Genomic DNA, 13,063 nt, shown 5'->3' with positions numbered 1-13,063 from the left:
ACTTTTGACCAATTCTAAAACTCACCAATTCTCAAATTGTAATAAACACTCAAAAACCAACTATCAAAATTAATATTTCTATCTGTAGAATCTCCGAAGCTAAAGCCACTTTGTACATTTAAGCTGCTGGAGTCAGATACTCGGTAAATAACATTTCCAAATAGACGGTGATACTGGTCATCTCTTTGTCTTTGCGTAAAATCAGCAAGAGTCAATTGATAGTTAATTCCAACTTGTAGAGGTTCTTGCAAAGAATAACTCAAAGAAACCCAAAAAGAATTAATTAGCCGACTGCGACTATTTGGTTCAGCAAAATTAGCACTAAATTCGTAGAGGCTATCTAGGGATAATCTGGAAGTCAGCGGATCTCGTCTTCCCAAAGATAGTCGAACTGAATTTTCATCTAAAAAGCGATCGCCTGCTTGAAAGCGGCCGACACTATTAGCATAGAAAAACTGTTGGTTATTAAAGTCTAGTTCGGCATACATCCTTGGCGAAAGTTGTTGATAAATTCCCACATTAAAACTTATTTGGTTGTAGTTAAATCTTGATTCCTCTATGTAGCGAATCAAACTCCCATTAATTGAACCATTAATATAAGTTTTAGAACCTAAAGGAAAATAGGTAGAAGCTAGGCTGAGTCCATAAAATATTAAGCCATCTTCTCTGGGAAAAAACTCAGAAGCAAAAATGTTATTTGTGTGAAAGTAACCGACATAAGTCTGGAGGGAACCTATAGGTTTAAACTTAGATACTTTTTTTGGCGGTAAATTTCTGGGACGCACCCTTAGTTCAAGTTCCTGAGAACCATTAGCCTCAGATGTTGGTTGTATTTGGGGTAAAGGCCTTTGTCTAACTCGTAGTTCTAATTCCCGCGGAATGTTGGTTTCTGGATTTGGTTTTTGTCTTTGTTGTAATATCTGCCTGAGTCTTTCTAATTGCTCATTTCTATTTACTGATGGTTTATCCAACAGTTCTTCTATAATCATGGGTGCAGGCTGTGGAAAATCTCTTGGCTGGACTTCTAGTTGTGGCGGATCATTTGAAAGTGGAGGATTACTAGGTGGATTTGGCGGTTGAGGATTAGGTTCAGTATCAGGTTTTGTTCCTGGATTGGTTTGGGCTATGAGTATGTTTGCCACAGATGAATTAAAATTACATAGCTGAGGCTGCCGTAAATCAAAATTAATTACCTGAAACTGACTATTTTGGTAAAATTTACAACTTCTCTGGTTATATGTAAAATATTTTAGCTTGACCTTGTGTTGACCACTAGAGTCATCTAAGTTAGCAACCCATGTTACATCTGCTCCAATGCAACATTTATTTGCACCAATCACAGCTAATAAAGTTGCAAATAAAAGTTTTATCCAGCCTGTGGGTTGCATTAGCATTTATGTTTGATAAACAAAAGAATATAACCATTCAGCCTGATCATTAAACAACAAATATTGTTAACTTTGAAAAATTAATTATTTGATTTTAATATTTTTTGATAATTTTTATTACACTGAGTTATATCAGAGTTTCGCTAAAATTTTCAATAAATCTACTAAAAATTTAGTGCTAAACCTAAAAAAATGATAAGTAAACCTAATATTTAAGAATATATCTTCACTTATTTTGGTCGCAGTTAAATTATCTAGTGTTAAAGCGATGTATTTAAAATTTATTCTCTTGTGGATAATTAGTTTATGGGGAGTGATAGCGATGCCTTTACCTAGGGCGATCGCAGCTACTCCTTTGACTCATGCAGAAATTCAAAATCTGCAAAATATTGTGCAATTGCTTCCTCGGAATAACAAAAAGCGACCAGCACGCAAATTAGATCCGATAATTCCTGGTGATGGGTTGTCTACTGGCAGATCATCTTTGGCCGATTTACGTTTTAACGATGGTTCTTTAGCACGGGTTGGAGAACGGGCTATATTTCAATTCCTACCCAAGACTCGGAATTTCCAACTGTCAAACGGGACAGTGCTGTTACTGATTCCACCAGGAAAAGGACAGACTCGGATACAAACACCAAGTGCCGCTGCGGCTATTCGTGGTTCAGCGTTGTTTGTCCGCTACGACAAGCAAACAGACACCACAATTGTTGGGGCGCTGACAAATAGCGGCATTGAAGTATCTAATCAGGAAGCTTCCCAAAATCAGGTTTTACAAGCTGGACAACTGATGGTCATCGTCAAAGGTGAATTTCAGGGCTTATATGATTTTGATCTGAAAACTTTTTATGAAACCAGTGATTTAGTACAAGGATTAGATTTAACCAAACAAAATAATACATCTAATCCAGATCCAGCGATCGCCAGCGTTCAAGCTGAAATTATCGCAGCTTTAATGGCACAAATACCCATAGTCGGCCAAGGAGTAGTTGAAAATCCATCTTTTATGGAGTTATCGGTTAATTCTTCTAATTTGGTTAACCAAGGTGCAGTCTTAGATAATTCTCCTGTAGATTCTTTTGTAGAGACAGGAGAGGTCATCTCAGATACTACTCGTAATACTAATAATAACGAAAACTCTAACAGTATAAACATAACTCAGCCAACTAATAATGGGAACCCAGGTGGCAATCCCGGTGGCAACCCAGGCGGTAATCCCGGTGGTAATCCTGGTGGTAATCCAGGCGGCAACCCTGGTGGTAATCCAGGCGGCAACCCTGGTGGTAATCCAGGCGGCAACCCTGGTGGTAATCCAGGCGGCAACCCTGGTGGTAATCCAGGCGGCAACCCTGGTGGTAATCCAGGCGGTAATCCCGGTGGTAATCCAGGCGGCAATCCCGATGGTAATCCCGGTGGTAATCCCGATGGTAATCCAGGCGGCAATCCCGATGGTAATCCCGGTGGCAACCCAGGCGGCAATCCAGGCGGCAATCCCGGTGGTGGTGACAACACAGGGGGTAATCACGGTAGCGGTGACAATACAGGTGGTGGTCATTCTGGTGGTGAACCGCTAGAAGGAGACTACCCTGCTCCTTAAACCTCTTCAGGAGCAACAATCATACAAAGTTAAGAATTATGTATTTTTAGTATCTGATTCCTAACTAGAGATTTCATATCCTCAATCATTACAGCCTTGCAATACATTTATCTTCATGGGTTTGCTTCTAGCCCTAAATCTGCTAAAGCCCTGGCTATAGGCAATCGCTTTACTAAAATACAGGTACAGCTAAATATTCCTGATCTAAATACTGGTAATTTTTCTCAGTTGACAATCACGCGTCAACAAAATCAAGTAGCAACAGCATTTCCTCATGATTCTGAACCAGTTACATTAATAGGTTCTAGTTTAGGTGGTTTGGTATCTGCTCATTTGGCGCAGCAACACCAACAAGTGCAACGCTTAATTTTGTTAGCACCCGCTTTTGGGTTTTTATCTCATTGGTTGTCTAAGCTAGGGGGTGAAGCGATTAAGCGTTGGCAACAAGAAAAATATCTCATGGTTTATCACTATGGGGAAGGGCGATCGCTTCCTCTAAGTTACGATTTCATCACAGATGCCGCGCAATACCAAGAGAGTATATTGCAACGTCCGGTGCCAACACTAATTTTGCATGGCATACAAGATGAGGTGATTCCAATTACAGCTAGTCGCAACTTTGCGCGATCGCGTCCTTGGGTGGAGTTAGTAGAACTCGATAGCGATCATGCTTTAGGCAATGTCACCACAGAAATTTGGCAGGCAATTCGCCTCTTTTGTCAGTTACCGTAAAGCGGTAAAATATGAGACTTGCCAACAAGCAATTATCTAAGTCATTTGTTCTATTGACTATTGACTAAAAATTATGCTTCCTTTTATCCGGTCAGATTTAGCCAAATTTACTGCTTACAAACCTCACCCTAGCAGCAATACAGCAGAACCAGTCGCCATCAAGTTTGATCGGCTGGATACAAATGAAAGTCCCTACGATTTACCACCTGAACTAAAAGAAAAATTAGCCTGGACATATCAGCAAGTCATAGAAACAAATCGCTATCCTGATGGTGGACATGAGCAACTCAAAGATGCGATCGCTGAGTATGTGAATGAATCTGCTAATGTTGCTCCATCCCTGTTTACTGCTGCTAATATTTCTGTTGGTAATGGTTCAGATGAACTAATTCGCTCTTTATTAATTGCAACCTGTCTGGGGGGAGAAGGTTCAATTCTAGTTGCCCATCCCACTTTTTCTATGTATGGCATTTTAGCCCAAACCTTGGGTATAAAAGTGGTAACAGTCGGCAGAAATCAAACAAATTTTGCCATAGACATCAAAGCTGCACAAACAGCCATCACCCAAACTCAAAATCCGCTAATTCGTGTAGTTTTTGTAGTACATCCCAATTCTCCCACAGCCAATCTACTCACTGCGGCAGAATTAGCATGGCTGAGAAGTTTACCAGAGGAAATTTTAGTAGTAATTGATGAAGCTTACTTTGAATTTAGCCAAAATAGTTTAGTGAGTGAATTGGCACAGCGCCCCAATTGGATTGTCTTACGGACTTTCTCTAAGGCTTTTCGTTTAGCAGCATTACGTGTAGGTTATTGTATTGCTCATCCAGAAGCGATCGCTATCTTAGAAAAAGTCCGCTTACCTTACAATCTCCCTAGCTTTTCACTAGCCGCAGCATTAGTGGCTTTACAAAACCGTCAACTTTTACTTAGCTCAATTTTACAAACACAAACTGAGCGCGACAAGCTTATAGCAACTTTGGCTCAATATCCAGCCTTACAAGTAGCAGCAAGTGCCGCTAACTTTGTTTATTTACGTCTCCAGCCAAATAATTCTGATGCCAAAGAGGCTAATTTACAAAGCTTACACCAACAACTCAGAAGTGCTGGAACTCTTGTTAGACTCCTGAATGAAGGATTACGAATCACTATTGGAACTACCGAAGAAAATTCCCGTACCTTAGAAAGACTACAAGCTGCTATGACAAATTTTGAATCTTAACTATCTTAAGTAACAAATATTTAGCATTGAGTCATCAAGACCCAAATTTTTTTGATATCTAGTAATTTAATCTACCATCAACTTCACTGCCCAAACGACGTACTGTCCCTACAGTTTGGGGAAACACACCCACTAGAAGGGCAAAGGCGGCATCTGGTAAATCAGCAACCATTTCTGATGGAAAATATTGGTCAAACTGATCTAAAATCTTCTGCACGCGTTGTTGCGGAACTGGATTTTCGGTAATTTGCTTGATCAACCGAATCCATTGTCGGCGAATCAAATAGGCTTTCTGGCGTTCCTCGTATGATTCTGGACTCAATAAAGATAAATTGCCGATAGGCAGAGCCATCTGACAATCGCTGTCGTAATCTCCACCAACCGCTGCTCCCGGGCCAGCAAATTCTGCATGGTAGCGTTTAAAAAGTATTAACCCATTCCGCTTCCGACTATTGACAATAAAAACCTTTCCACTATGTAGAAGTGGCAAGATATCCGAGCCGCATGATTGCTCAGTTCCATCTGGCATTACAAGATGGTCAAGAAAACTTGTGTCAGGGTAATAAGTTGATACCATAGCAGTTTGATAGCGTATATGCTTTTCGCTATCCATGTTTTCTATAACTTTTGAAGAATTTGGTAGTTTTATGCACGTCAAGCAGTAACTTGGTGTGAAATCAAATTAGTTTTTTTGATTATCTTACTATTAAGAACTTTTTGTTCAGCTTAATAATAGAGATGAATTAGAGGCCACTAAGTAGTTATGTAACCATATTTTATGAGATATAGCTGAATTTGTCTTCAAACTAAACTATAAAAAAATTAAAGTTTTTATAAAGATGAATAAATTAAATAAAAAGTTATTATGAGGGAGTTTTTATTTAGCGTAATTTTACCGATGGCTCCACCATAATAGACATTATATATTGAGAAGTTTTGATTATTTTTTTATTAAATAAACTATAAGTAATTATTTTATATAAGTGGAAGATAAATATAGCAGTCTGTGTAGTATTTAGCAACAAATCTATGCTCTAACTTCTCTTCCCTTGTTATATGAAAGATATTTTATAGTGATTTATGTAAAAATGCCTTTAGCTATAGTCAAAAGTTAAGACTAATGTAGTTCAATTTGTTTCGGGATAGTTTTGACAATAAAAAACCAACTTAGACCTTAAACAGTAGGCTAAAAAGCTTATGTGTTTTGCGATCGCCAGACTAGAATGTACTGGCATAAATTTTAGTTAAAACTGCGAGCGCAATCGTTAATCTTGCCAAATAGAAAATTTAGTCAGAGGAATCAAAGCTTAATTGTTTGTGTAAAAAGATTTGACGGGAGCGCTGGAGTAAAAATAAATTCCAATTAGACTCTACTTTATGCATCCTGTAACCTAATTTTAAATACAACTGTCTGGCCTGATGATTATCTTCTAACACATGGAGATATAAGTCTTTAAAGCCCCATTCCTGGCAAAGTTTTTCGCAACTCAGCAGTAACATTGAAGCCACGCCATTCCGGCGATATTTTTGGTCAACAGCTAAATTAGACAGATAAAGGAAACTTCTGCCATTTTGTTTCCATGATTCATGGAAACGCAAGCCCAGTTCTACAGTTCCCACTAAATTATTAGTCCCACTAATAGTAGTATCAACAGCAACTAAACAAATATGGTGGGGTGTAGCCGATGATAAACGAATTCGGAAGTCTTCGTAAATGCCCAAGCGTAACAACGGAAAAGCCCATCCCCAGAAACCAGTTTGAGAGTGAAAGCTTTCGGCAATAATCTGGGAAATACCAGTCAAATCGGTAGGCGTAGCCGCACGAATTTGGAATTGTTGAGAATCATGATGCGCGGCTGATGTCAGAGGTTGTTTGTGAGATGAGTCAAAAAACCAGGATGTCAAGGCTAGTTTATGATTAATTGCACTTTACAAAAATTTTCTCAAATATTCTAAAATACCGTTTGCTACTGTAAATACAATTGTTTTATATACTGTAATGCCAATAAATATTTAGGTATTCTAGGTTCTTCTGTAAGTTAATAACACACTCCGCATCCTTTTGGGTAATTCACAACATCAATTGTCACAACCAATAACATCATCGCAGCAATTATGATCTATCACTACTAAATTCTCCAGATTGGCTGTCAGGAAGAGCATCTAAATCTAGATTTAGTCTGGTTTTAGACGGCTTCTAAAGGAAATTTATGCCTCATACTCTATTAATTTCGCTTCTTCGTTATATGAATAAGTAAAGTTAAGGCTGTCTGATTACCGTAATTATACTGAAAAAACTATGCCGAATATTTTGGGAATAATAGTGTACTTATTGAGCGATCGCCTATATCAACTCAGTACATGCTGTAATAGTTAAAGCAGTATTAATCTGTAACAGCCCCATGCCACTTGTCTAACTGCTAGTTATGATTGCTAAATTAGAATAAATAGTTAGTCTAATAGTATACTTTGCCTTTAACCCTCATAGTTGTGACCTAGCTCACTCCCCCATGACCAACATAAATAAAATTTACTTGCAAATGTTAGTACAACTGTGACAAAGGGCAAACTTAATATGCAGCTTCAGTTAGCTTTTGTCCATCAAACTTGAATGCTGTGTGTAGTCATCAAAAGTTTTTGCAGGAGGTGAAACAACACTTGAAAAGCAAGCATCTACTCTTTAGTACCAAAATTGACCATTCCACCAACTCCGCTGTATCAGAGCAAGTGGCAAACATTACCAGCTATTGAGGCTAATTACTGTGAGTAGATACTCTTACACCAAGCATTTGTGTAGCCACATAACCCAATTGGGCAAAATGCTCTGCTCTTACCTGATTCAGAAAAATTACTTCCTGAGCAGATTATTCTTTATTCAACTGCTGTTGCAGCAGGAAAGCGGTGCATGAAATCTCAAGTAAACAGTAAGCCGAAAATTTTGGTTGTTGATGACGAACCAGACAACCTAGATTTGCTTTACCGTACTTTTTATCGTGATTATAAGGTCTTGCGGGCAACCTCCGGCCCTGCGGCCCTAGAACTGCTGGCAGAAGAAGGCGAGGTTGCCGTGATCATCTCCGATCAGCGGATGCCAATCATGAGTGGTACGGAATTTTTGAGCCTAACAGCAACTCAATATCCAGATATTATCAGGATTATTTTGACTGGCTACACTGATGTCGAAGACTTAGTGGAAGCAATCAACGCTGGTAAGGTATTTAAATATGTCACCAAACCGTGGGAAGCTGAAGAACTCAAAGCCGTGGTACGCCAAGCCTTGGATACCCACAATGTTCTGAAAGCTCGCACCCGCGAACTCACCCGCACACTCCGTCAGGAGTCGTTGCTGAATACTGTTACCAACACAATTCGCAGTGCTTTAGACTATCGGCAAATTTTGCAAGCAATTGTCGATACCGTTGGTCATATGTTGGAGGTAGATGTTTGCCTATTACGTCCTTTTCAAGATGAGCAATTAGTAGATGAAGGATTTATCTACCAAAAATTACCTCAGACTGAAACGGATACAGTCTCAGAGATTTCAGGAGATAAGCCAACAACATCTTTCTTACCTTCGGCTTCTTTATTAGCCCAAACTGTTTGGGAAACCCGTGAAGTTCAGGTAATTTACGATGTCGCCACGGATGAGCGAATTCAAGGAGAAAATCCCGAACTACAAAAAAGAGGAACAGCTTTTACGACTGCGAATATTTGCTCTAGCTTAGTTGTACCGCTAATTTGTCAACAAGAATTGTTAGCAGTATTAGCACTTCATCAGTGTCACCAATCTCGCTTTTGGGGGACTGAGGAAATCCAGCTAGTGACAATGGTGGCAGATCAGGCAGCTTTAGCTTTATCTCAAGCTTATGCTTATGAACAAGTACGCGCTTTAGCGAAGCGAGAAGCATTAATTAATACAATTACAACAGCAATTCGCTCTAGCTTAGACCCACAAGATATTTTTGCTGCTATTACCCACAAATTAGGGCAAGCCTTACAAGTTGATGGTTGTGCATTGTCTTTATGGACAGAAGAAGAAGAATCTGTCCAATGTGTGGGTTTATATGATAGTTTTCAACATTCTGATCATTTGCTCAAGCCAACCCAAAATTATAATTTAAATACTAATCTTGACTTAATATCTCAAAATTTTCCTTACTCCTCGCAAGCTCCTGTAAAAGATAATCCTTTGTTGCAAGAAATTTTGCGGACACAGGAGCCTATAGTAATTACTGATATGAGTGTCTGTCCCTTAGAATTTAAGGGATTTGATTTGCCATTGAAAAAGCCAGCACGATCGCTCATGGTTGTGCCTTTATTAGCTGATGGCAAATGTATTGGGAGTATTACCTTGCGAGAAGGGCGGAAAGTCCGGCGATGGATATCATCTGATATTGAACTCGCCAAAGCAGTGGCTGCACAAGCAGCGATCGCTGTACAGCAGTCACGCCTTTACCAAAAAACCCGTGAACAAGCCGAACGTTTATTGGAACTAGATAAACAAAAAACGGAATTTTTCCAAAATATCTCCCATGAATTCCGCACCCCTATAACCTTGATTCAAGGGCCGTTAGAATCGGCGGTAGCCGCTGGTGAAGGGCTATCTCACGCCCAAAGTGCGATCGCGCTGCGTAACTCTCGCCGTTTGCTGCGACTAGTCAATCAATTACTTGACTTACAACGTCTAGATGCTGGCCGAATGCAGCCGAGCTTTCGTCCTTGTGATCTAGTAGAATTTGTCAGCCAAATTGTTGAGTCATTTCGCCCTTATTGTGAGAAAAAACAACTGCATCTAGCCACTGATTTCAGTGCTTGTCCCAAGGTTTACTTAGATATGGAAAAATTTGACAAAGTGGTTTACAACCTCTTATCAAACGCCATGAAGTTTACACCTGAAGATGGCACAATCAGCGTTACACTGCAAAATCAAGAAGAATACTGCATCCTCCAAGTAAAAGATACAGGAATTGGCATTATTCAAGAACAAATTCCGATGTTATTTGAGCGATTCCGCCAAGCCGAAGGCTCAGAAAACCGTTCCTATGAAGGTAGCGGACTGGGTTTGGCCTTAGTCAAAGAATTGGTGGAACTGCATGGCGGTAAAATCACTGTAGATTCAGTTTATGGTGAAGGAACTACCTTCACATTATGGCTGCTGACTGGGCATGATCACTTACCAATCAACCAAGTATTAGAAACACCTGCGGAATTAAATACGAGCCGCGCCACTGTTGAATTAGCTGATTTAGAACTCATCGAATCAACTACGGAAAAGTGGGAACATACTACAAAAGATTTATCAGCTGTTTCTCCTACTCAAAATTCCGCAAGCAACGTCAGTTCGCGCACTTCAACAGAGCAACCCAGCCAGCAGACTTCTAAGCACTCTATCTTAGTTGTAGACGACAACCCAGATTTACGAACTTACGTATCCGATATCATCCGTCGTAATGGCTATCAAGTCCACACAGCGCGTAATGGTTATGAAGGATTTGGTGTAGTTCAAGAAATGTTACCCAGCTTGATCGTTACAGATTTGATGATGCCTTTGGTAACTGGACTGGAAATGATTCGGATGATTCGCTCTGATGAGAAATTAAAAGGAATTCCGATCATTTTGCTCACAGCCAAAGTTGATGAAGAAACCCGCATTGAAAGTACAGAACATGGTGCAGATGCCTATTTAGCCAAACCATTTAACGACCGAGAACTTCTAGCAGAAGTCAGGAATCTCTTAGCCTTAAAGGAAAATGAACGCCGGGTTGTAGAACTAAATACTTATCTGACAGAATCAGTTCTCAAGCGTTTTTTGCCAACTGTGTTAGTGCAGAAAGCCGCCGCGGGAGATTTAACTTTAGATTTACGTCCAGAACCGCGTTTGATTACAGTTTTGTTTAGTGACATTGTTGGGTTTACCCAATTAGCTAACACTCTTAGATCTCGCAGGGTAGCAGAATTATTAAATGAATATTTAGAATGTATGACCAAAGTTGTGTTTGACAACGGCGGTACTGTAGATAAATTTATGGGAGATGCGATTTTGGCTTTATATGGAGCGCCAGAAGAACTAACTCCCAATGAACAAGTGCGTCGAGCTATCAATACAGCTAGAGCTATGCATCGCTCACTCTCGCAGTTAAATCAGCGTTGGCGAGAGCAAGGGGTATTTGAAAGCGATGGACGTTCTAGTGTCCAGTTTCGCTGTGGTATTCACCAAGGAACAGCAGTTGTGGGTATGTTTGGTAGTGCAGAACGCGCCGACTATACTGCTATTGGGCCAAGTGTGAATATTGCTGCTCGATTGCAAGCAGCTGCTATTCCCGGTACAATCTTGGTTTCAGCGGCTGTGGCAGATTATTTGCAGGATGAAGAAATTACCAAAGGTAGTCCACTAAAACTTAAAGGAGTTGATGAGACAGTTCTGACTTTTGCTGTTTCGCCAGATCTAGTAGTTAATCGCTAAGATCCAAACGGAGTCTTTAAACTTTGCTAAAGACTCTGAATTATCTTTGGCTTTGGTGATATGACAACGCCTGTTGCAGACAAAACTCCTATTCCACCCAAGATTTGGAGACGACATAGCGATCCTCCAAGTTTGTGGATTTTTGTTACTGTTAGTTCAGTTTCCCTACATTTGCTAGTTTTCTGGCTAATGCGATCGTCTAATGTGTTTGGACTGTGGTTTCCACAGCAAAGTCAAGCTATTGTTCCTATTGAGTTGGTGGAAATTTCTCCCACAGCCAAATCAAAATTACCTGCAACAACAGTCTCACCCAAACCAAACATCTCATCCCAACAGACTGTAGCCAGAACTGTGCCAGAAACAGCAAAAAATCTACCTATAAAGCAGGATTCTGGCACAAGTATTTTGAATCAGCAGAAAGTTGTTTCTCCAAAAAGCACCAAACCTTTAGTCAAAAAACCTGTTTCACAGTCCAAACCCAAAGCACAAACAACACCAAAAACCAGTTTTACACCTGGCTTAACTAAATCTACGCCCACTCCCAAACTTAAACCCATAGTTCCTATTGGTAATCTTCCTTGGAATCGCCGACAAAGAATTGTCTTGGGAAAAGGAGAACCATTACCAAGCAGTATTCCTCTAGAACAACCAACAAATTCAACCACGAAAACAGATAATAATCCCCGCACTCCAACAGGAAATCTTTCTCCAGGCTCCACCGATAATCCTTCTAACACGCCTCCTCAACGAAATCCTAATACTTCTCCAAATCCTACAGATAAAACTTCACCCATTCCAACGAGAAATACTCCTCAAACTCCTACAGACAAAAATACCAGCACTTCTGAACAAGCTGGCTCAACAGTCACAATAGTGCCTTTAACTGATCTTGAAATGCGTCAATTAAGCAAAGATTTACCTGATGTTCTGGCTCAATACCAGGGAAGCGGAATCAAAACATTAGCAGCAAATTCCCTCAATGGTGAAATTGGACTTGCACCTGGACAAATTTTAGCCAGTTTCGTAATTGATAAAAATGGTAATTTTCAGCAGGCTATAGTTATAGAAATAGAACCTTCCAGCCTCCAAAGCGAACGGAATATTTACCAACAAGCAATCAACGAACTTTTTAGGAACGAGAAGTTTACCTCTGCCTACAATCAAGATGGCAGTAAACCAGACTTGAGTAATATCTTTGTCAGAATTACAATTCAACCTGCCAATTCTAATTAGATATTTGAATTTTCTGCAAAATAGTGTTAATATGTTTACAATGGAAATTTGCGGGCGTAGTTTAGTGGTAAAACTATAGCCTTCCAAGCTATTAATGCGGGTTCGATTCCCGCCGCCCGCTTAAAAACTGAAACCCTTGTAAGCTATAACTTACAAGGGTCTTTGTGTTTATAGGACTCTTTTTGTAGTATTTTTGTACTAAAAATATACAATGATTTGGGTGTAACCTTAGCGTACAAACTTACTACTAATTATATGTACACCAAAACACCTACAGGTAAAGAACCTAAAGGAAGTGTCTGAACCTATCCCACTAATAAAATTCTGTTAATCCAGATGTGAATTGTGGCAAGAGAGAGAAAACCGTTGAAGCAGGCAGCAATTCTTTCCCATCGAACAACAAGCCGGCGATATTTTCTTTGGAACCA

At 39.8% G+C, this 13,063-nt stretch carries 8 protein-coding genes and 1 tRNA gene; 6 read left to right on the top strand and 3 right to left on the bottom strand.

Translation table 11 applies throughout. The features are described 5' to 3' along the window. Positions 1 to 14 precede the first annotated feature (14 nt). Complete coding sequence (locus IQ244_RS01580) at positions 15 to 1,388, bottom strand: hypothetical protein (RefSeq protein ID WP_322746015.1); 1,374 nt, start codon at positions 1,386 to 1,388, stop codon at positions 15 to 17. A 322-nt stretch (positions 1,389 to 1,710) separates the two neighbouring features. Here IQ244_RS01580 and IQ244_RS01575 point away from each other — a divergent pair, with 322 nt between their 5' ends. The 3 genes from IQ244_RS01575 (at position 1,711) to IQ244_RS01565 (ending at position 4,939) form a co-directional block, all read left to right on the top strand. Then, the gene (locus IQ244_RS01575) at positions 1,711 to 2,985 is read left to right on the top strand and encodes a FecR domain-containing protein (protein ID WP_416209752.1); all 1,275 of its coding nucleotides are present in this window, start codon (positions 1,711 to 1,713) and stop codon (positions 2,983 to 2,985) included. A gap of 96 nt (positions 2,986 to 3,081) precedes the next feature. Beyond that, on the top strand, positions 3,082 to 3,717 hold the full coding sequence (locus IQ244_RS01570; RefSeq protein ID WP_193889323.1) for a YqiA/YcfP family alpha/beta fold hydrolase: 636 nt from the start codon (positions 3,082 to 3,084) through the stop codon (positions 3,715 to 3,717). 73 nt (positions 3,718 to 3,790) lie between these two features. Further along, positions 3,791 to 4,939 carry a histidinol-phosphate transaminase gene (locus tag IQ244_RS01565; protein ID WP_193889322.1) on the top strand — a complete coding sequence of 383 codons (1,149 nt, stop codon included), beginning with the start codon at positions 3,791 to 3,793 and terminating at the stop codon, positions 4,937 to 4,939. Positions 4,940 to 4,997: 58 nt separating this feature from the next. Here IQ244_RS01565 and IQ244_RS01560 read toward each other — a convergent pair whose 3' ends face one another. Both IQ244_RS01560 and IQ244_RS01555 read right to left on the bottom strand, forming a co-directional pair. Next, the gene (locus IQ244_RS01560; RefSeq protein WP_193889321.1) at positions 4,998 to 5,552 is read right to left on the bottom strand and encodes a hypothetical protein; all 555 of its coding nucleotides are present in this window, start codon (positions 5,550 to 5,552) and stop codon (positions 4,998 to 5,000) included. 674 nt (positions 5,553 to 6,226) lie between these two features. Next, positions 6,227 to 6,844 (bottom strand): GNAT family N-acetyltransferase, encoded by a 618-nt coding sequence (locus IQ244_RS01555; protein ID WP_193889320.1) that lies wholly within the window; start codon positions 6,842 to 6,844, stop codon positions 6,227 to 6,229. 1,000 nt (positions 6,845 to 7,844) lie between these two features. On the opposite strand from IQ244_RS01555, the gene IQ244_RS01550 reads away from it, so the two are divergent. The 3 genes from IQ244_RS01550 (at position 7,845) to IQ244_RS01540 (ending at position 12,756) form a co-directional block, all read left to right on the top strand. Next, positions 7,845 to 11,402: a response regulator gene (locus IQ244_RS01550; RefSeq protein ID WP_193889319.1), complete on the top strand. Its 3,558-nt coding sequence runs from the start codon at positions 7,845 to 7,847 to the stop codon at positions 11,400 to 11,402. A gap of 60 nt (positions 11,403 to 11,462) precedes the next feature. Beyond that, positions 11,463 to 12,635, top strand: coding sequence for a hypothetical protein (locus tag IQ244_RS01545; protein ID WP_193889318.1), 1,173 nt, complete (start codon positions 11,463 to 11,465; stop codon positions 12,633 to 12,635). Between the two features lie 50 nt (positions 12,636 to 12,685). Beyond that, positions 12,686 to 12,756: transfer RNA gene (locus IQ244_RS01540), tRNA-Gly, on the top strand. The last annotated feature ends 307 nt before the right edge of the window (positions 12,757 to 13,063 follow it).

This window comes from Nostoc sp. LEGE 06077 (assembly GCF_015207705.1).
Classification (GTDB): Bacteria; Cyanobacteriota; Cyanobacteriia; order Cyanobacteriales; family Nostocaceae; genus Nostoc_B.
The sequence above is the reverse complement of the archived record's forward strand: the minus strand, read 5'-3'. Positions and strand labels throughout refer to the sequence as shown.

What these genes read in the sequence shown, in the direction of transcription:
- IQ244_RS01575 (WP_416209752.1), top strand. Translation starts at nt 1,711, where the DNA reads ATGCCTTTACCTAGGGCGATCGCAGCTACTCCTTTGACTCATGCAGAA.
- IQ244_RS01560 (WP_193889321.1), bottom strand. Translation starts at nt 5,552, where the DNA reads ATGGATAGCGAAAAGCATATACGCTATCAAACTGCTATGGTATCAACT.
- IQ244_RS01550 (WP_193889319.1), top strand. Translation starts at nt 7,845, where the DNA reads ATGAAATCTCAAGTAAACAGTAAGCCGAAAATTTTGGTTGTTGATGAC.
- IQ244_RS01545 (WP_193889318.1), top strand. Translation starts at nt 11,463, where the DNA reads ATGACAACGCCTGTTGCAGACAAAACTCCTATTCCACCCAAGATTTGG.
- IQ244_RS01565 (WP_193889322.1), top strand. Translation starts at nt 3,791, where the DNA reads ATGCTTCCTTTTATCCGGTCAGATTTAGCCAAATTTACTGCTTACAAA.
- IQ244_RS01580 (WP_322746015.1), bottom strand. Translation starts at nt 1,388, where the DNA reads ATGCAACCCACAGGCTGGATAAAACTTTTATTTGCAACTTTATTAGCT.